Source organism: Pseudomonas sp. RGM 3321, from assembly GCF_022836805.1.
Classification (GTDB): domain Bacteria; phylum Pseudomonadota; class Gammaproteobacteria; order Pseudomonadales; family Pseudomonadaceae; genus Aquipseudomonas.
This window is the reverse complement of record NZ_JALHBH010000099.1, coordinates 1-18449: the sequence shown is the minus strand read 5'-3', so window position 1 is coordinate 18449 and position 18449 is coordinate 1. Positions and strand designations below refer to the sequence as shown.

Genomic DNA, 18449 nt, shown 5'->3' with positions numbered 1-18449 from the left:
GCATGAATAGCCCGCTAATCCAGACTGACCGTTTCGCCCTGAGCGAAACCGAGCGCTCGGCCATCGAGCACGAGATGCATCACTACGAAGACCCGCGCGCGGCGTCCATCGAGGCCCTGAAGATCGTTCAGAAAGAGCGTGGCTGGGTGCCAGACGGCGCCATCTACGCAATCGGCGATTTACTGGGCATCCCCGCCAGCGACGTCGAAGGGGTTGCCACCTTTTACAGCCAGATCTTCCGCCAGCCGGTCGGACGTCACATCATTCGTGTCTGCAACAGCATGGTGTGCTTCATCGGCGGCCATGAAAACGTGGTAGACGAGATCAAGAGTTCACTGGGTATCGGCCTGGGTCAAACCACCGCTGACGGTCGCTTCACCTTGCTGCCGGTCTGCTGCCTCGGCAACTGTGACAAGGCACCGGCCGTGATGGTCGACGACGACACTTTCGGCGATGTACAGCCTGCTGGCGTTGCCAAGATGCTGGAGGGTTACCTATGACCATCACTTCCTTCGGCCCTGCCAACCGCATTGCGCGCACGGCAGAAACCCATCCGCTGACCTGGCGTCTGCGCGACGACGGCGAGCCAGTCTGGCTCGACGAGTATCAGGCCAAAGACGGTTATGCAGCAGCGCGCAAGGCGCTGACGCAACAGTCGCCTGACGATATCGTCCAGTCGGTCAAGGACTCGGGCCTCAAGGGACGCGGCGGTGCGGGCTTCCCTACCGGCGTTAAATGGGGCCTGATGCCCAAAGACGAATCCATGAACATTCGCTATTTGCTATGCAATGCGGATGAGATGGAACCCAACACCTGGAAAGACCGCATGCTGATGGAGCAACTGCCCCATCTGCTGGTCGAGGGCATGCTGATCAGTGCCCGTGCGCTGAAAGCCTATCGTGGCTATATCTTCCTGCGTGGCGAATACGTAACGGCCGCGAAGCACTTGAACCGCGCCGTAGCCGAGGCGAAGGCAGCCGGTCTGCTGGGCAAGAACATCCTCGGCACCGGCTTCGACTTCGAACTGTTCGTGCACACCGGTGCCGGTCGTTACATCTGCGGTGAAGAAACCGCGCTGATCAACTCGCTGGAAGGCCGCCGCGCCAACCCGCGCTCCAAGCCGCCCTTCCCTGCTGCCGTAGGCGTCTGGGGCAAGCCGACCTGCGTAAACAACGTCGAAACCCTGTGCAACGTGCCCGCCATCGTTAACAACGGCAACGACTGGTACAAGTCGCTGGCCCGCGAAGGCAGTGAAGACCACGGCACCAAGCTGATGGGTTTCTCCGGCAAGGTTAAAAACCCGGGGTTGTGGGAGCTGCCATTTGGCGTACAGGCTCGCGAACTGTTCGAAGACTACGCCGGTGGAATGCGCGACGGCTTCAAGCTCAAGTGCTGGCAACCCGGTGGCGCCGGTACCGGATTCCTGCTTCCGGAACATCTGGACGCCCAGATGTATGCAGGCGGTATTGCCAAGGTCGGCACCCGGATGGGCACCGGTCTGGCGATGGCCGTCGACGATTCGGTCAATATGGTCTCGCTGCTGCGCAACATGGAAGAGTTCTTCGCTCAGGAGTCCTGCGGCTTCTGCACCCCATGCCGCGACGGTTTGCCATGGAGCGTGAAAATGCTTCGCGCGATCGAGAAGGGTCAGGGGCAGCCGGGGGATATCGAAACCCTGCTGGGTCTGGTCAATTTCCTCGGCCCAGGCAAGACCTTCTGCGCTCATGCACCGGGCGCTGTTGAACCGCTGGGCAGCGCGATCAAGTATTTCCGTTCGGAGTTCGAAGCCGGTATTGCGCCAGCCAGCGCAACCTCGCTCGTTCCGGGCAAAAGTCCGACCGTGGTCGGCGCATAACAAGACACAACGGCCGGCGGCTGTTCGGGCTGCCGGCCTCGTACCTGCTGACGCCCTCCGGGCTGAACGATACGGGTACTACCGAGATTCCATTAGCCACGCCCGCTGACAACGGGCCAACGAAGACCTTTGAACCATGGCTACTATTCACGTAGACGGCAAAGCGCTCGAAGTCGATGGTGCAGACAACCTGTTACAGGCATGTCTGTCGCTGGGCCTCGATATCCCTTATTTCTGCTGGCACCCTGCCCTTGGCAGCGTTGGCGCCTGTCGCCAGTGCGCGGTCAAGCAGTACACCGACGAAAACGACACCCGTGGTCGTATCGTCATGTCCTGCATGACGCCAGCCACCGACAACACCTGGATCTCCATCGAAGACGATGAGTCCAAGGCCTTCCGGGCCAGTGTCGTCGAATGGCTGATGACCAACCACCCGCATGACTGCCCGGTCTGCGAGGAAGGTGGTCACTGCCACCTGCAGGACATGACGGTGATGACCGGCCACAACGAGCGCCGTTATCGCTTCACCAAGCGTACCCACCAGAATCAGGAGCTGGGGCCGTTCATCGCGCATGAGATGAATCGCTGCATCGCCTGTTATCGGTGCGTACGTTTCTATAAAGACTATGCAGGCGGAACTGACCTGGGCGTTTACGGCGCTCACGACAATGTTTACTTCGGTCGCGTTGAAGACGGCACGCTGGAAAGCGAGTTCTCCGGCAACCTCACCGAGGTCTGCCCGACCGGTGTGTTCACCGACAAGACCCACTCCGAGCGCTACAACCGCAAGTGGGACATGCAGTTCTCGCCAAGCATCTGCCACGGTTGCTCAAGCGGCTGCAACATCAGCCCGGGTGAACGCTACGGTGAATTGCGCCGCATCGAAAACCGCTACAACGGCTCGGTCAACCAGTACTTTCTCTGCGACCGCGGCCGTTTCGGCTATGGCTATGTCAACCGCACAGACCGTCCACGTCAGCCACTGCTCGCTGAAGGCCAGGTCAAACTGAGCCTTGACCAAGCACTTGACAAGGCGGCGGACCTGCTGCGCGGCCGTAACATCGTTGGTATCGGCTCTCCTCGCGCCAGCCTTGAAAGCAACTACGCACTGCGTGAGCTGGTCGGAGCCGAGCATTTCTACAGCGGTATCGAAGCCGGTGAGCTGGAGCGTATCAGGCTGATCCTCAAGGTCCTGAACGACAGTCCGCTGCCGATCCCGACCCTGCGTGACATCGAAGATCACGATGCCATTTTCGTGCTCGGCGAAGACCTGACCCAGACCGCTGCACGTATGGCTCTGGGCCTGCGTCAGGCGGTCAAGGGCAAGGCTGAAGACATGGCTGCGGCGATGAAAGTCCAGCCGTGGCTCGACGCTGCCGTGAAGAACATTGGCCAGCACGAACTTAACCCGCTGTTCATTGCCAGCCTCGCCGGGACCCGTCTCGACGATGTCGCAGAAGAATGCGTGCACGCTGCACCTGACGACCTGGCTCGCATCGGCTTTGCCGTAGCCCATGCACTGGATGCCAGCGCCCCCGCCGTAGAAGGTCTGGACAGCGAAGCACTCGAACTGGCGCAACGCATCGCCAACGCCCTGCTCGCGGCCAAACGTCCGCTGATCATTTCCGGTAGCTCGCTGGGTTCGACAGCGCTGATCGAGGCGGCGGCAAACATTGCCAAGGCGTTGAAGCTGCGTGACAAGCAAGGCTCTATCAGCCTGATCGTGCCGGAAGCAAACAGCATGGGCCTGGCGATGTTTGGTGGCGATTCTGTCGATGCCGCCCTGCAAGCAGTGATTTCCGGTCAGGCCGATGCCGTCGTGGTATTGGAAAACGATCTGTATCGCCGTGTAGACGCTAAAATCGTCGACGCTGCGCTGAGCGCTGCGAAAGTCGTGATCGTCGCTGACCATCAGAAAACCCCGACCAGCGACCGTGCCCATCTGATTCTGCCAGCAGCCAGCTTCGCTGAAGGCGACGGCACACTGGTCAGCCAGGAAGGCCGCGCCCAGCGCTTCTTCCAGGTTTTCGATCCGACCTATCTGGATGCCAGCATTCTGGTCCACGAAGGCTGGCGCTGGTTGCATGCCCTGCGTGCCACCTTGCTGAACAAGCCGGTCGACTGGACGCAACTCGACCACGTCACCGAAGCCTGCGCCGGCAGCACACCGCAACTGGCGGGTATCGTCAACGCCGCGCCGTCTGCATCGTTCCGCATCAAGGGCCTGAAACTGGCTCGCGAACCGCTGCGTTATAGCGGCCGTACAGCGATGCGAGCCAACATCAGCGTGCATGAGCCGCGCACCTCGCAAGACATCGACACCGCGTTCTCCTTCTCCATGGAAGGCTACTCGGGCTCGGCCGAGCCTCGTCAGCAGGTGCCATTCGCCTGGTCGCCGGGCTGGAACTCGCCGCAGGCCTGGAACAAGTTTCAGGACGAAGTCGGCGGTCACTTGCGTGCCGGCGACCCGGGCACTCGCCTGATCGAAAGCCAGGGCGATGGTCTGTCATGGTTCTCCAGCGTGCCACGCGCGTTCTCTCCAGAACGCGGCACCTGGCAGGTCGTGCCGTTCTTCCACCTGTTCGGCAGCGACGAAACCTCGTCTCTGGCCGCGCCGGTTCAGGAACGCATCCCGCAGGCCTATGTCGCCCTGGCCAAATCCGAAGCCGATCGTCTCGGCGTCAACGACGGTGCCCTGCTCTCCTTGACCGTTGGCGGCGAATTGCTGACCTTGCCGTTGCGCATCAACGAAGAACTGGGCGCGGGTCTTGTGGCATTGCCGGCAGGACTGCCCGGCATTCCGCCAGCACTCTTCGGCAAATCCGTTGACGGTCTGCAGGAGGCAGCGCAATGACCTGGTTTACCCCTGATGTGATCGACGCAATCATCGCGGTGGTCAAGGCCATCGTGGTGTTGCTGGCCGTCGTGGTTTGCGGTGCTCTGCTGAGTTTCATCGAGCGTCGTCTGCTGGGTTGGTGGCAAGATCGTTATGGCCCGAACCGCGTAGGCCCGTTCGGCATGTTCCAGATCGCTGCAGACATGCTGAAAATGTTCTTCAAGGAAGACTGGACCCCACCGTTCGCCGACAAGGTGATCTTCACCCTGGCACCGGTCGTGGCCATGAGCGCATTGCTGATCGCCTTTGCGGTCATCCCGATTACCCCGACATGGGGTGTGGCGGACTTGAACATCGGTCTGCTGTTCTTCTTCGCCATGGCCGGTCTGTCGGTGTATGCGGTGTTGTTCGCCGGCTGGTCGAGTAATAACAAGTTCGCCCTGCTGGGCAGCCTGCGTGCTTCGGCACAAACCGTGTCCTACGAAGTGTTCATGGGCCTTGCTCTGATGGGCATCGTGGTTCAGGTCGGTTCGTTCAACATGCGCGACATCGTTGAATATCAGGCGCAGAACCTGTGGTTCATCATTCCGCAGTTCTTCGGCTTCTGTACGTTCTTCATCGCGGGTGTTGCAGTGACTCACCGCCACCCGTTCGACCAACCGGAAGCCGAGCAAGAACTGGCTGACGGCTACCACATTGAATATGCCGGCATGAAATGGGGCATGTTCTTCGTGGGCGAATACATCGGGATCATCTTGATCTCGGCGCTGCTGGTCACGCTGTTCTTCGGTGGCTGGCACGGCCCGTTCGACATTCTGCCATCGCTGGCATTCTTCTGGTTCGCCTTGAAAACCGCGTTCTTCATCATGCTGTTCATTTTGCTGCGCGCTTCCATCCCGCGTCCGCGTTATGACCAGGTCATGGATTTCAGCTGGAAGTTCTGTCTGCCGCTGACCCTGATCAATTTGCTGGTGACTGCTGCGATTGTGTTGTTGAACACACCGGCAGGCTCGGTTCAGTGAGGATTTGACCCATGTTCAAATATATTGGTGACATCGTTAAGGGTACAGGTACCCAGTTGCGCAGCCTGGTCATGGTCTTCGGCCACGGCTTCCGCAAACGCGACACCCTGCAATACCCCGAAGAGCAGGTATATCTGCCGCCCCGCTACCGTGGCCGTATCGTTCTGACCCGCGACCCTGACGGCGAAGAGCGTTGCGTAGCCTGCAATCTGTGTGCAGTGGCATGCCCGGTCGGCTGTATTTCGCTGCAGAAGGCCGAGACAGAAGACGGACGCTGGTACCCGGACTTTTTCCGCATCAACTTCTCGCGCTGCATTTTCTGCGGCCTGTGTGAAGAAGCGTGTCCGACTACCGCAATCCAGCTTACGCCGGACTTCGAGATGGCCGACTTCAAGCGTCAGGATCTGGTGTACGAGAAGGAAGATCTGCTGATCTCCGGTCCCGGCAAGAACCCTGACTACAACTTCTATCGCGTTGCCGGTATGGCCATCGGCGGCAAGCCCAAGGGCTCCGCACAGAATGAAGCCGAGCCGATCAACGTCAAGAGCTTGCTGCCTTAAGGAAGTAAAGATGGAATTCGCTTTCTACTTCGCATCCGGTATCGCTGTTGTGTCCACCCTGCGGGTGATCACCAACACGAATCCGGTGCATGCCCTGCTCTACCTGATCATCTCGCTGATCGCTGTGGCGATGACTTTTTTCAGCCTCGGTGCGCCGTTTGCCGGTGTGCTGGAAGTCATTGCCTATGCGGGCGCGATCATGGTCCTGTTCGTGTTTGTGGTGATGATGCTGAACCTCGGCCCAGCCTCGGTTCAGCAGGAGCGTGCATGGCTCAAACCCGGCATCTGGATTGGCCCGGTGATTCTCGGCACGCTGTTGCTGGCCGAGTTACTGTACGTACTGTTCGCCAATCAGACCGGCGCTGCAATCGGTCACACCACAGTCGACGCCAAGGCGGTCGGCATCAGCCTGTTCGGGCCTTATCTGCTGGTGGTGGAACTCGCCTCGATGCTGCTGCTTGCTGCAGCCGTCACGGCATTCCATCTGGGCCGCAACGAGGCCAAGGAGCCAAGCCAATGAATGCTATCCCTCTTGAGCACGGTCTGGCTGTCGCCGGGGTCCTGTTCTGCCTGGGTCTGGTCGGCCTGATGGTGCGCCGTAACATTCTCTTCGTTTTGATGAGCCTGGAAATCATGATGAACGCGTCTGCACTGGCGTTCGTAGTTGCCGGCAGTCGTTGGGCGCAACCGGATGGGCAGGTAATGTTCATCCTGGTGATCAGCCTTGCGGCAGCCGAGGCCAGTATCGGCCTGGCGATCCTGATGCAACTGTATCGCCGCTTCCACACTCTCGATATCGATGCTGCCAGCGAGATGCGCGGATGAATCTTCTCTTTCTGACTTTCGTATTTCCTCTCATCGGTTTTCTGCTGCTGTCGTTCTCTCGTGGGCGCATATCGGAAAACCTCGCGGCGCTGATTGGCGTCGGTTCCATAGGCCTTTCAGCCATTGTCACGGCCTGGGTCATCTGGCAATTCAATATCGCACCGCCAGAAGGTGGCCACTACACCCAAGTGCTGTGGCGCTGGATGGACGTTGATGGCTTCCAGCCCAACTTCGCGCTGTATCTGGACGGTCTGTCCGTCACGATGCTGGGCGTAGTGGTTGGCGTCGGCTTCCTGATCCACCTGTTTGCGTCCTGGTACATGCGCGGTGAAGCGGGCTACTCGCGCTTCTTCTCCTACACCAACCTGTTCATTGCCAGCATGTTGTTCCTTATTCTGGGCGATAACCTGCTGTTCCTTTACTTCGGTTGGGAAGGTGTGGGCCTGTGCAGCTACCTGTTGATCGGTTTCTATTACAGCAACCGCAACAACGGCAACGCAGCACTCAAGGCGTTTATCGTGACGCGAATCGGCGACGTGTTCATGGCCATCGGCCTGTTCATCCTGTTCCAGCAGTTGGGTACGCTCAATGTGCAGGAACTGCTGGTCAAGGCACCGGAGCACTTCAAAGTCGGCGATTTCTGGATCGTGCTGGCAACGTTGATGCTGCTGGGCGGTGCTGTCGGTAAATCGGCACAGCTGCCACTGCAAACCTGGCTGGCAGATGCGATGGCCGGTCCTACACCGGTTTCGGCACTGATCCACGCAGCAACCATGGTTACCGCGGGCGTCTACCTGATCGCGCGGACTCACGGCCTGTTCGCACTGGCACCGGACATACTGCATCTGGTAGGCATTGTCGGCGGCGTGACGCTGGTTCTGGCGGGGTTCGCAGCGCTGGTACAGACCGACATCAAGCGTATCCTCGCCTACTCGACCATGAGTCAGATCGGTTACATGTTCCTGGCATTGGGCGTAGGCGCTTGGGAAGGCGCGATTTTCCACCTGATGACACACGCCTTCTTCAAGGCACTGCTATTCCTGGCTTCCGGGGCGGTGATCGTTGCCTGCCATCACGAGCAGAACATCTTCAAGATGGGCGGTCTGTGGAAGAAACTGCCATTGGCCTACGCCAGCTTCATCGTCGGCGGTGCGGCACTGGCTGCCCTGCCGCTGTTGACGGCAGGCTTTTACTCCAAGGACGAAATTCTCTGGGAAGCGTTCGCCAGCGGTAACAACGGCCTGTTGTATGCCGGTCTGGTGGGCGCGTTCATGACGTCGCTGTACACCTTCCGTCTGATCTTCATCGCGTTCCACGGTGAAGCCAAGACCGAAGCACACGCAGGTCACGGGATTGCCCACTGGTTGCCGCTGTCGGTACTGATCGTGCTGTCGACGTTCATTGGCGCGCTGATCACCCCGCCACTGGCCGGTGTTCTACCGCAGAGCGTTGGCCACGCCGGTGGCGAAGCCAAACACAGCCTGGAAATCGCCTCTGGCGCCATCGCCCTGGCCGGTATCCTGCTGGCAGCGCTGCTGTTTCTCGGCAAGCGCCGCCTGGCAACGGCAATCGCCAACAGTGGTCCGGGCCGCGTCCTGTCGGCCTGGTGGTTCGCTGCCTGGGGCTTCGACTGGATCTACGACAAGCTGTTAGTCAAACCTTATCTGGCGATCAGTCATGTGCTGCGTAGCGATCCGTTCGACCGCACCATCGGCTTGATCCCACGTCTGGTCAAAGGCGGTCATAACACTATGAGCCGTACCGAGACCGGCCAGCTGCGTTGGTATGCTGCCTCGATCGCCGTGGGTGCCGTTCTGGTACTTGGTGCCGTCGTTCTGGTTGCGGTCTGACATGAACCTTGCGAATTTGCGAAAGGAATTGAGCCCGTCATGATTCTGCCTTGGCTAATCCTGATCCCCTTTATCGGCGGCCTGCTGTGCTGGCTGGGTGAGCGCTTCGGCTCTACCCTGCCGCGCTGGATTGCGCTGCTGACAATGACCCTCGAACTGGTTCTCGGCCTCTGGCTGTGGGCTACCGGCAATTTCGGCTACGCGCCGGTGCCTGGCGCCGACCCGACCTGGGCCCTGGAATTTCACCACCCGTGGATCACCCGCTTCGGCATCGACGTGCATCTGGCACTCGATGGCCTTTCTCTGCTGATGATCCTGCTGACCGGCCTGCTTGGCGTGTTGTCGGTACTGTGCTCGTGGAAGGAAATCCAGCGCAAGGTAGGCTTCTTCCACCTTAACCTGATGTGGATTCTGGGCGGTGTCGTTGGCGTGTTCCTGGCCATCGACCTGTTCATGTTCTTCTTCTTCTGGGAAATGATGCTGGTGCCGATGTATTTCCTCATCGCGCTCTGGGGTCACAGCTCTTCGGACGGCAAGAAGACTCGTATCTACGCCGCAACCAAGTTCTTCATCTTCACTCAGGCCAGCGGCCTGATCATGCTGGTGGCGATCCTGGGTCTGGTGCTGGTGCACTTCAATCAGACCGGCGTGATCACCTTTGCCTACGCTGACCTGCTGAAGACCAAACTGGCACCGGGTACCGAATATATCCTGATGCTGGGCTTCTTTATTGCCTTTGCCGTGAAACTGCCGGTGGTTCCGTTGCACTCCTGGCTGCCGGATGCGCATGCCCAGGCACCGACTGCGGGTTCTGTCGACCTGGCAGGTATCCTGCTGAAGACCGCTGCCTACGGCCTGTTGCGCTTTGCCCTGCCACTGTTCCCCAACGCATCGGCCGAGTTCGCACCCATTGCAATGACGCTGGGCCTGGTCGGTATTTTCTACGGTGCATTCCTGGCGTTTGCCCAGACCGATATCAAGCGCCTGATCGCGTTCTCAAGCGTCTCGCACATGGGCTTTGTACTGATCGGCATCTACTCCGGCAGCCAGCAAGCGCTGCAAGGCGTACTGATCCAGATGATTGCCCACGGCCTGTCGGCTGCGGCACTGTTCATCCTCAGTGGCCAGTTGTACGAACGCCTGCATACTCGTGACATGCGCGAGATGGGCGGTCTGTGGTCGCGTATAGCCTACATCCCGGCCATCAGCCTGTTCTTTGCTGCCGCCTCTCTGGGTCTGCCGGGCACCGGCAACTTCGTAGGTGAGTTCCTGATTCTGCTGGGCAGCTTCGCCAGTTCGCCATGGATCACTGCAATTGCCACGTCCGGCCTGGTGTTCGGCTCTGTCTACTCGCTGATCATGATCCACCGCGCTTATTTCGGCCCGTCGAAGTCCGACGAGGTTCTGAAAGGCATGGACGGACGTGAAATGATCATGGTGCTGGGCCTTGCGGTGTTGCTGGTCGTGCTCGGGGTTTTCCCGCAGCCGTTCCTCGACACATCTGCAGCGACCATGCACGGCGTGCAGCAATGGCTAGGCACTGCCTTCACTCAACTCGCTTCGGCCCGGTAAGAGCGCTATGGACCTGACGATTCAACACTTTATTGCGCTTGCGCCACTGCTGATCACCAGCCTCACCGTTGTAGTGGTGATGCTGGCGATCGCATGGCGCCGTAATCACTCGCAAACGTTCCTGCTTTCGGTAGCAGGTCTCAACCTGGCCCTGCTGTCGATCTATCCGGCACTGAAAGTTGCCCCACTGGTCGTGACACCACTGCTGCACATCGATAACTTTGCCTGCCTGTACATGGCGATCATCCTTGCCTCTACCCTGGCCTGTGTGACCATGGCACACGCCTATCTGGGTGACGGCAAGGCAGGCTATCCAGGCAATCGTGAAGAGCTTTACCTGCTGATCCTGCTGGCAGCTGCCGGTGGTCTGGTGCTGGTCAGCGCTCAACATCTGGCCGGGCTGTTCATTGGTCTGGAACTGCTCTCGGTGCCGGTCTACGGTCTGGTGGCGTATGCCTTCTTCAACAAGCGTTCGCTGGAAGGCGGCATCAAGTACATGGTGCTATCGGCTGCAGGTTCAGCGTTCCTGCTGTTCGGCATGGCGCTGCTGTACGCAGAAGCCGGCTCGCTGAGCTTCGAAGGCATTGGCAAAGCCATTGCCGCGACAGGGATGCCAAGCCCGATTGCCAGCCTGGGTCTGGGTATGATGGTTGTGGGCCTGGCCTTCAAGCTGTCACTGGTACCTTTCCACCTGTGGACCCCAGACGTCTACGAAGGCGCTCCTGCGCCGGTAGCGGCCTTCCTGGCTACGGCAAGCAAGGTGGCAGTGTTTGCCGTGCTGGTGCGTCTGTTCCAGATTTCTCCGGCAGCAAGCAGTGGCGTACTGCATGACGTGCTGGCAGTCATTGCCGTAGCGTCGATTCTGGTCGGCAACCTGCTTGCGCTGACTCAGACCAACCTCAAGCGTCTGCTGGGTTACTCGTCCATTGCACACTTCGGTTACCTGATGATTGCGCTGGTGGCCAGCAAAGGCATGGCAGTAGAGGCTATTGGTGTCTATCTGGCAACTTACGTGCTGACCTCGCTGGGCAGCTTCGGTGTGATCACCATGATGTCTTCGCCTTACAGCGGACGTGACACCGATGCGATGTTCGAATACCGCGGGCTGTTCTGGCGTCGTCCGTACCTGACGGCAGTCATGACCCTGATGATGCTGTCGCTGGCAGGTATCCCGCTTACCGCAGGCTTCATCGGCAAGTTCTACATCATTGCCACCGGTGTCGAGTCGCAACTGTGGTGGCTTATCGGAGCACTGGTGATCGGTAGCGCCATTGGCGTCTTCTATTACCTGAGAGTGATGGTCACCATGTATCTGGTCGACAACAAGCTTCCACGCCACGATGCAGCGATCAACTGGGCGCAGCGCACTGGCGGCGTTATGCTGCTGGCCGTCGCGATCCTGACCTTCGTGCTGGGTGTGTACCCGCAACCACTGCTGGATCTGGTACTCAATGCCGGTCTGCACGTAGCAGGTTGATCATCCAGAAACAAAAAACCCTGCCATTCAGCAGGGTTTTTTTGTCTCTGGAAAACTAGCCCGGCAGCTTCATAGGCTTCTTGGCACCGCTGAACAAACCCCAGCTGGAGATGAACAGTGCAGCGATCAGAGGGCCGATCACAAAACCGTTCAGGCCAAAGACCGACATGCCGCCCAGCGTGGAAATCAGGATCAGGTAGTCCGGCATTTTCGTGTCCTTGCCCACCAGGATAGGACGCAGCACGTTATCCACCAGACCGATCACGAAAACACCGAACAACCCAAGCACCACACCTTGCCAGATCATGCCACTGAGCAGGAAGTAGACAGCCACCGGAGCCCAGACAATCCCCGCCCCCACAGCGGGCAACAGCGACAGGAAGGCCATGATCACCGCCCACAGCAACGCACTCGGGATGTCCAGCGCCCAGAAGATAAAACCGCCCAGCGCACCTTGCGTTACCGCGACCACCACGTTGCCCTTGACCGTGGCACGTACCACTCGGGTGAACTTGAGTTGCAGACGACGCTTCTGCTGTTCGCCCAATGGAAAGGCCGTACGTATCTTGCGTACCAGTTCCTGTCCATCTCGCAGGAAGAAGTACAGCAGGTACAACATGATGAACACGCTGACCACGAAATCGAAGGTGCCCTGGCCAAAACTGAACGCTTGAGTCGCCAGATACTGACTGCCCTGCATTGCCCCTTTGGTGATCTTGTCGCGTAATCCTTCAAGGTCGCCCATCCCCAGTCGGTCGAGCAGTGCCTGAATCGAGTGCGGCAGCAGATCCTTGAACTCGGCGAGATAACCGGCGATATCCAGTTGCCCGGTCTCGACATTCTTGTAGAGCGTGGTGCCCTCCTGAACCAGCAAGGCGCTGATGACGATCACTGGCAGAATCGCAATCACCAGACAGATTGTCAGGGTGCACAGGGAGGTAAGATTGCGTGACCAGTTGAACTTGATCTGCAGCCTGCGCTGCACAGGCGCAAAGATGATCCCGAGAATGACCGCCCAGAATACTGCGCCGTAAAACGGCAGCAAAATCCATATGAAGGCAATGGTGACCAGCACCAATAGCATAATGAGGGTTTTGTATTGCAACGTGGTTTCGTTCATGTCCTGTCCATGTCAGTAGACCGCGCCTCGCGCCCGGTCTAGAGCTTAGTCAGCACTTGAACGTACGAGTGCCATCTTCTAGAAGGCAATATGACCGCGATGGCAGGCGCAGGCTGTTGCGGGCACCAGCGCCCCTGCCACGCAGGCATCAGACACGGAACTGACCGACCAGACTGTCAAGGCGCGAGCCCAGTTCGGCAAGGCTGCGTGAGGTCTGTGCGCTTTGCCGGGTTTCATCGGCGACGCTTTCAACTGCACCTGCGATCTGGTGAACACTGCGATTGATTTCTTCGGCAACCGCCGTCTGCTCTTCCGCTGCGCTGGCGATTTGCGCGTTCATCGAATTGATCGTCGCAATCAACTCACCGATGGTCACCAGCGATGTGCCTGCTTCGTTGGCTTGCACAGAGGTCCCGTCGCCAGCCTCGCTGGAGCGGCGCATCGCTGTGACCGCCTCCTGAGTGCCCTGCTGCAGACGGTCGATCATCCCTTGAATTTCCTGTGTGCTTTGCTGGGTGCGGCTGGCCAACGCCCGAACCTCGTCGGCAACCACGGCAAAACCGCGCCCTGCTTCCCCTGCCCTTGCGGCCTCGATGGCGGCATTGAGTGCGAGCAGGTTGGTTTGTTCGGCGATAGAGCGAATGACGCCCAGTACGCTGACGATCGAAGAAACGTCCTTTTGCAGAACATCCAGTGACGAGCCACTTTTGCGGATGTCGTCTACCAGTGCATGAATCTGTCTGATACTGCCATCCACAACGCGCTTGGCGGCGCGCCCTTGTTCGTCGGTCTGCTGAGCAGCCACGGAAGCACCCTGCGCGCTCTTGGCAACCTCTTGAGCCGCAGCTGACATCTGATTGATTGCAGTCGCCACTTGATCTGTTTCGTGGCGCTGACGGTCCATGGCGGTTTCCGAGCGCTGTGCCTGGGATGACACTTCTCCGACCAGGCCATTGAGTTGCCCGGTCATTTCGCTGACCTGACGAACCATACCGTGGATCTTGTCGACAAACCGGTTGAACGACCCAGCCAGATCACCAAGCTCGTCATTACTGGTAATGGTCAGACGCCGAGTCAGATCGCCTTCACCCGCGGCGATGTCATCCAGATTGTTTTTCATCAAGCCAAGCGGACGTAGCAGAGTGCCGGCCATCAATATCCCGATGACTCCGATGATGACCAGCACCAGGACGGTAATCCCCAATATGCTGTACAGCATTTCCTTCAGACGCGCTTCGACGTTCTGCCTGACGTCAGCGACTTTAGCGTCAATGCCGTCGATATTGACGGCAGAGCCGATGACCAGATCCCACTTCGGCAGATAATCCGTGTAGCCGATCTTGGGCACAGGTTCGGTCTTGCCAGGCAGGGCCGAGGAGTACATCACATAGTGAGTGCCCGCCTTGCCGACCGCCACCAGTTCGCGGTTGATGTAGACCCCGTTCGCATCGCGGGCTTCACTGAAGCTCTTGCCCACGCCATCAGGACTGTTGCTACGGAATATCCGGATTACCTGAGAGTCATAGCCAAAGATATAACCATCCTTGCCATAACTGATGGAGGAAAGCAGCTTGATCGCCTTAGCGCGCGCAGTTTCATCACCCGGCGCTGCAGCCTCGTAAAGCGGCTTGATAGCCGTCATGGCGATCGCAACGTAGTTCTGCAACGTTGCCTTGGCTTCAGAGAGCAGACGCTCTCGCGTATCACTGACCTCGCGCTCGGCCTGCCGGTGCAGCATGAACACCGTGGTTGCACTGATCACCAGCGCAAATATCAGAACCGGCAGGACTGCCAGCGACAGAACCTTGGCTTTCAGACTGAGACGCATAGGAGTGGCCTTATGTTTATTTTTATGAGTCAGAGATACCCATCAGGCTATCGGCGGCATCCGACGGACATTAAGACCTGACGTATTTTTTGTATGAAGACTCTGAAAGTTACAGGCTGGCAACTTATGGAGCGGTGCGCTCAGGAAGATCGATGCGTACGCGAAGGCCCCCAGCGGGGCTCTCCTGCAATTGCAGTTGGCCGCCCCAGGCCTCGACGATATCGCGCACAATCCCCAGGCCAAGGCCATGACCGGTAATCTGCTCGTCAAGGCGAGCGCCACGGCTGAAAACCTCTGCGCGCTGCGACTCCGGAATACCGGGCCCATCATCGTCCACAAGAAGACTGAAGCCCTGAGCCTGACTGAGAATGCTCAGACGTACTTCGCTGTCGGCCCACTTGCAGGCGTTGTCCAGAAGGTTGCCCAGCAGTTCGAGGATATCCTCCCGGTCCCACGGCAGATGCATGCCTGCTTCGACATCGTTGACCAAATGAAGGTGGGCACCATGAATCATGCCCAACGTGGAAAACAGCCCGGGCAGTTCGGCATCACAGTCGAAACGGGCTCCGGGCAGCGCGTCCCCGGAAAGGCGGGCCCGATTGAGTTCACGCTCCAGACGCAGACGGATATTTTCCAACTGCTCCTGCAACGTCTTGCGCAATGCAGGGTTGCCGTCCATCTGCCCACTGAGAGCAAGGCTGAGTAATACCGCAAGCGGTGTCTTCAAGGCATGCCCCAGATTCCCCAGTGCATTGCGTGAGCGTTTCAGACTGTCTTCAGTATGCGCAAGCAGATGGTTGATCTGAGCCACAAGGGGCTCAAGCTCAAGGGGCACCTGATTGTCCAGTTGCGAACGCTGACCCTGCTGAAGCTGGAAGATCTGCTCGCGAACGGTTTCCAGAGGCCGAAGCGCCCTGCGTACAGTGATGCGCTGCAAAACCAGCACCAGGATCAGCGCTGCGAGCCCGAGCCCGAGCCCGATCTGCTGCATGAGGCGAAAGCTCGCCCTGACCGGCGTGTAATCCTGGGCAACGGTAATTGAAATCTGCTTGCCGAACTTTCGGTATTCGCTGGTCAGCATCAACAGCGATTGCCCGGTCTTGCCGAGTTCAAGGTTGGCGTGCAATCCCACTCCAGGCTGAGGCAGCTCAAAATCCCACAAAGAACGGGAGCGCCAGTGGCCCTGCGGCAAGTCCATACGAAAATAGTGGCCGGACAGCGGGCGCTGATAAGCACCCGACAAACGATGGTCATCCAGTTGCAACCCGGCAGGACCTCGCACCAGCGCCACCAGCAGGTTCTCGCTCTCATTGCGTAAGCCCGACTCCAGATAGCGCTGCAGGCCCACTTCAAACAACCAGAGACTGGTCTGCGCCATCACCAGGCCGACAACGACCATAACGGCGATAAGACCCAGGCTCAGACGCCGTTGTATGGATTTCAACCTCCGGCTCCGCCGTACAGATAGCCTTGGCCGCGACGTGTCTCGACCACTGCGCGGCCTAGTTTGCGCCTCAGGTGATTGACATGGACCTCAATGACATTGGAGTCACGCTCGTTTTCGCCATCGTACAAGTGCTCCGAGAGATGGCTTTTGGAGAGAATCTGTCCAGGGTGGAGCATGAAATAGCGCAGCAGACGAAACTCAGCAGAAGTGAGCTGGATATCCACGCCATCCCGGCTGACACTCTGGCGACCTTCATCCAGATTAAGGCCGGCAGACTCCAGGGTAGGCTGGTTGGCAAGCCCGTGCGAGCGCCTCAACAGGGCCTGAATACGCAACTGCAGTTCTTCAGGATGAAAAGGTTTGGTCAGGTAATCATCGGCCCCCGCCTTCAAGCCTTCTATACGCTCTGACCACGAACCTCGTGCCGTCAGAATCAGTACCGGGGTAGCCAGGCCCTTGCCACGCCATTGCTGGAGAACCTCAAGCCCCGGCATGCCGGGCAAGCCCAGATCCAGAACAATGAGGTCATAAGGCTCGGTTGCGCCTTGGTAAACCGCGTCACGACCGTCAGCCAGCCAGTCGACTGCATAGCCTTGCCGTCCCAGCGCAGCGAGTAACTCATCTGCGAGGGGAACATGGTCTTCAACCAGTAGCAGGCGCATCAGTCATCATCCTCGTCTTTCAGCAATCGGCTATCGCGCGCATCGAACTTGAGCTCACGGACAACACCCTGCGGTGTCAGCAACTCGAATTCATACACGTACATGTTATTTTTTTCCTCAAGCTCAGCCTCCAGCAAGCGAGCGCCGGGATGAAGACCCAGCGCGCGCTCGATAAACTGTTCGAGAGGCAGTATCACCCCACGCTGCCGCAGACTGAGCGCTTCATCCTGATTCAGATCTCTGGCATAGACAAAAGAGCAGGTCAGACTCAAACCAAGGATGACACAGAGACGCTTGTCGACATTCATTAGTTATCCTGATGATTCCTGTAGACCTGGCCCGTAGCGGCGTCTATTTCGAGAACCCACTCAATATCGTGCTTGTCACGCAGCTCGACATTGTAAACGTACCTGCCGTATATATTCTTGAACTGTGTATCAAGAATACTGGCACCAGGGTGCTTGCTGAGGGCGTTTGCATCGAGCTTTTCAGCCGACTGGAGAGTGCCCGCATTACTGAGGCGCAATACCTCCTGCGGGTCGACATCACGCGCCTGGATGACACAGGACGTCAGAACACATGTCAGGGCCGCCAGCAGGGTTGTCAGCGTTTTCATTATTGGAGGAGTCCATAGCGTTCGATGCTTTTATGGCGTTTACCTTACCCCGTACAACTTAACTCAAACTGAATAGATCTGGCCGAGTGCCATCAATCGCACCTGAAAGAATCGTCACACACAAGCCCTGCATGGAGTTTAAGGCCATTGCTGTTAAACTCGTCGATTGCATTTATCGCGTCTGCGATCGCCATTTTTCCGGGGCCAATACACAGTGGAAATCTTCAAAGAGTTTACCTTCGAGTCAGCACACCGCCTCCCTCACGTACCAGAGGGTCACAAGTGTGGACGTCTGCACGGCCATTCGTTTCGTGTCGGCATTCATCTGGCTGGCAAGGTTGATCCTCACACAGGCTGGATCCGCGACTTTTCGGAAATCAAGGCTATTTTCAAACCGCTGTACGAACGCCTTGATCATAATTACCTGAATGACATCCCCGGCCTTGAGAATCCAACCAGCGAAAACCTGGCGAAATGGATTTGGGATGAGCTGAAGCCTCTGCTGCCGGAGCTGTCCGCCGTTCGTATTCACGAGACCTGCACCAGCGGGTGCGAATACCGCGGGGATTGATTCCCCCGGAAAATAAAAAACCACCTCGACCAGGTGGTTTTTTTGTATCTGCACGGTACGAAAAAGACTTTAACATGCCCTAAAAACAAAAACCCTCAACGCGTAAGCGATGAGGGTTTCTGGAATTTAATCTTGACGATGACCTACTCTCACATGGGGAAACCCCACACTACCATCGGCGATACATCGTTTCACTACTGAGTTCGGG

17 protein-coding genes are annotated in these 18449 nt (G+C 58.2%); 11 read left to right on the top strand and 6 right to left on the bottom strand.

What is annotated here, in order from left to right; all coding sequences use genetic code 11:
- Nucleotides 1-2 precede the first annotated feature (2 nt).
- The 10 genes from nuoE (at nt 3) to nuoN (ending at nt 11997) form a co-directional block, all read left to right on the top strand.
- Entirely contained in the window at nt 3-500 is a 498-nt protein-coding gene (nuoE, locus tag RGM3321_RS07530; protein WP_002554014.1) for an NADH-quinone oxidoreductase subunit NuoE, read from the top strand.
- A complete protein-coding gene (gene nuoF, locus RGM3321_RS07525; RefSeq protein WP_244392347.1) occupies nt 497-1855 on the top strand; it encodes an NADH-quinone oxidoreductase subunit NuoF in 1359 nt (452 codons plus the stop codon). Before nuoE ends, nuoF begins: the two co-directional genes overlap by 4 nt.
- Before the next feature lie 136 nt (nt 1856-1991).
- Nucleotides 1992-4709, top strand: coding sequence for an NADH-quinone oxidoreductase subunit NuoG (nuoG, locus tag RGM3321_RS07520; protein WP_244392346.1), 2718 nt, complete (start codon nt 1992-1994; stop codon nt 4707-4709).
- Entirely contained in the window at nt 4706-5713 is a 1008-nt protein-coding gene (nuoH, locus tag RGM3321_RS07515) for an NADH-quinone oxidoreductase subunit NuoH (RefSeq protein ID WP_003371726.1), read from the top strand. Before nuoG ends, nuoH begins: the two co-directional genes overlap by 4 nt.
- A gap of 11 nt (nt 5714-5724) precedes the next feature.
- Nucleotides 5725-6273: an NADH-quinone oxidoreductase subunit NuoI gene (gene nuoI / locus RGM3321_RS07510; RefSeq protein ID WP_002554018.1), complete on the top strand. Its 549-nt coding sequence runs from the start codon at nt 5725-5727 to the stop codon at nt 6271-6273.
- A 10-nt stretch (nt 6274-6283) separates the two neighbouring features.
- Nucleotides 6284-6793, top strand: coding sequence for an NADH-quinone oxidoreductase subunit J (gene nuoJ, locus RGM3321_RS07505; protein WP_005731865.1), 510 nt, complete (start codon nt 6284-6286; stop codon nt 6791-6793).
- Complete coding sequence (nuoK, locus tag RGM3321_RS07500; protein WP_002554020.1) at nt 6790-7098, top strand: NADH-quinone oxidoreductase subunit NuoK; 309 nt, start codon at nt 6790-6792, stop codon at nt 7096-7098. Before nuoJ ends, nuoK begins: the two co-directional genes overlap by 4 nt.
- Nucleotides 7095-8948 carry an NADH-quinone oxidoreductase subunit L gene (gene nuoL / locus RGM3321_RS07495; protein ID WP_244392345.1) on the top strand — a complete coding sequence of 618 codons (1854 nt, stop codon included), beginning with the start codon at nt 7095-7097 and terminating at the stop codon, nt 8946-8948. Before nuoK ends, nuoL begins: the two co-directional genes overlap by 4 nt.
- A gap of 39 nt (nt 8949-8987) precedes the next feature.
- Nucleotides 8988-10520, top strand: a complete 1533-nt coding sequence (gene nuoM, locus RGM3321_RS07490; protein ID WP_004665700.1) for an NADH-quinone oxidoreductase subunit M — start codon at nt 8988-8990, stop codon at nt 10518-10520.
- 7 nt (nt 10521-10527) lie between these two features.
- Nucleotides 10528-11997 carry an NADH-quinone oxidoreductase subunit NuoN gene (nuoN, locus tag RGM3321_RS07485; protein ID WP_244392344.1) on the top strand — a complete coding sequence of 490 codons (1470 nt, stop codon included), beginning with the start codon at nt 10528-10530 and terminating at the stop codon, nt 11995-11997.
- Nucleotides 11998-12052: 55 nt separating this feature from the next.
- Here nuoN and RGM3321_RS07480 read toward each other — a convergent pair whose 3' ends face one another.
- The 6 genes from RGM3321_RS07480 to RGM3321_RS07455 all read right to left on the bottom strand — a co-directional run bounded on the left by RGM3321_RS07480 (nt 12053) and on the right by RGM3321_RS07455 (nt 17670).
- Nucleotides 12053-13117 carry an AI-2E family transporter gene (locus RGM3321_RS07480; protein ID WP_244392343.1) on the bottom strand — a complete coding sequence of 355 codons (1065 nt, stop codon included), beginning with the start codon at nt 13115-13117 and terminating at the stop codon, nt 12053-12055.
- Nucleotides 13118-13265: 148 nt separating this feature from the next.
- The gene (locus RGM3321_RS07475; RefSeq protein WP_244392342.1) at nt 13266-14945 is read right to left on the bottom strand and encodes a methyl-accepting chemotaxis protein; all 1680 of its coding nucleotides are present in this window, start codon (nt 14943-14945) and stop codon (nt 13266-13268) included.
- Between the two features lie 124 nt (nt 14946-15069).
- A complete protein-coding gene (locus tag RGM3321_RS07470) occupies nt 15070-16389 on the bottom strand; it encodes a sensor histidine kinase (RefSeq protein WP_244392341.1) in 1320 nt (439 codons plus the stop codon).
- Complete coding sequence (locus RGM3321_RS07465; RefSeq protein WP_004659446.1) at nt 16386-17054, bottom strand: response regulator transcription factor; 669 nt, start codon at nt 17052-17054, stop codon at nt 16386-16388. Before RGM3321_RS07465 ends, RGM3321_RS07470 begins: the two co-directional genes overlap by 4 nt.
- Nucleotides 17054-17362: a PepSY domain-containing protein gene (locus tag RGM3321_RS07460; protein ID WP_002554027.1), complete on the bottom strand. Its 309-nt coding sequence runs from the start codon at nt 17360-17362 to the stop codon at nt 17054-17056. The genes RGM3321_RS07465 and RGM3321_RS07460 overlap by 1 nt, the downstream gene beginning before the upstream one ends.
- Nucleotides 17362-17670 carry a PepSY domain-containing protein gene (locus RGM3321_RS07455; RefSeq protein WP_244392340.1) on the bottom strand — a complete coding sequence of 103 codons (309 nt, stop codon included), beginning with the start codon at nt 17668-17670 and terminating at the stop codon, nt 17362-17364. Before RGM3321_RS07455 ends, RGM3321_RS07460 begins: the two co-directional genes overlap by 1 nt.
- Before the next feature lie 214 nt (nt 17671-17884).
- Between RGM3321_RS07455 and queD the strand changes: the two genes are divergently transcribed.
- A complete protein-coding gene (queD, locus tag RGM3321_RS07450) occupies nt 17885-18241 on the top strand; it encodes a 6-carboxytetrahydropterin synthase QueD (protein WP_002554029.1) in 357 nt (118 codons plus the stop codon).
- Nucleotides 18242-18449: the final 208 nt, after the last annotated feature.

Bases quoted from the DNA above. Each gene is read 5' to 3' on its own strand.
- RGM3321_RS07475 (WP_244392342.1), bottom strand. From the start codon at position 14,945: ATGCGTCTCAGTCTGAAAGCCAAGGTTCTGTCGCTGGCAGTCCTGCCG.
- nuoH (WP_003371726.1), top strand. From the start codon at position 4,706: ATGACCTGGTTTACCCCTGATGTGATCGACGCAATCATCGCGGTGGTC.
- nuoL (WP_244392345.1), top strand. From the start codon at position 7,095: ATGAATCTTCTCTTTCTGACTTTCGTATTTCCTCTCATCGGTTTTCTG.
- nuoG (WP_244392346.1), top strand. From the start codon at position 1,992: ATGGCTACTATTCACGTAGACGGCAAAGCGCTCGAAGTCGATGGTGCA.
- nuoK (WP_002554020.1), top strand. From the start codon at position 6,790: ATGAATGCTATCCCTCTTGAGCACGGTCTGGCTGTCGCCGGGGTCCTG.
- nuoM (WP_004665700.1), top strand. From the start codon at position 8,988: ATGATTCTGCCTTGGCTAATCCTGATCCCCTTTATCGGCGGCCTGCTG.
- nuoE (WP_002554014.1), top strand. From the start codon at position 3: ATGAATAGCCCGCTAATCCAGACTGACCGTTTCGCCCTGAGCGAAACC.
- RGM3321_RS07455 (WP_244392340.1), bottom strand. From the start codon at position 17,670: ATGAAAACGCTGACAACCCTGCTGGCGGCCCTGACATGTGTTCTGACG.
- nuoN (WP_244392344.1), top strand. From the start codon at position 10,528: ATGGACCTGACGATTCAACACTTTATTGCGCTTGCGCCACTGCTGATC.
- nuoF (WP_244392347.1), top strand. From the start codon at position 497: ATGACCATCACTTCCTTCGGCCCTGCCAACCGCATTGCGCGCACGGCA.
- RGM3321_RS07480 (WP_244392343.1), bottom strand. From the start codon at position 13,117: ATGAACGAAACCACGTTGCAATACAAAACCCTCATTATGCTATTGGTG.
- RGM3321_RS07460 (WP_002554027.1), bottom strand. From the start codon at position 17,362: ATGAATGTCGACAAGCGTCTCTGTGTCATCCTTGGTTTGAGTCTGACC.
- nuoI (WP_002554018.1), top strand. From the start codon at position 5,725: ATGTTCAAATATATTGGTGACATCGTTAAGGGTACAGGTACCCAGTTG.
- RGM3321_RS07465 (WP_004659446.1), bottom strand. From the start codon at position 17,054: ATGCGCCTGCTACTGGTTGAAGACCATGTTCCCCTCGCAGATGAGTTA.
- nuoJ (WP_005731865.1), top strand. From the start codon at position 6,284: ATGGAATTCGCTTTCTACTTCGCATCCGGTATCGCTGTTGTGTCCACC.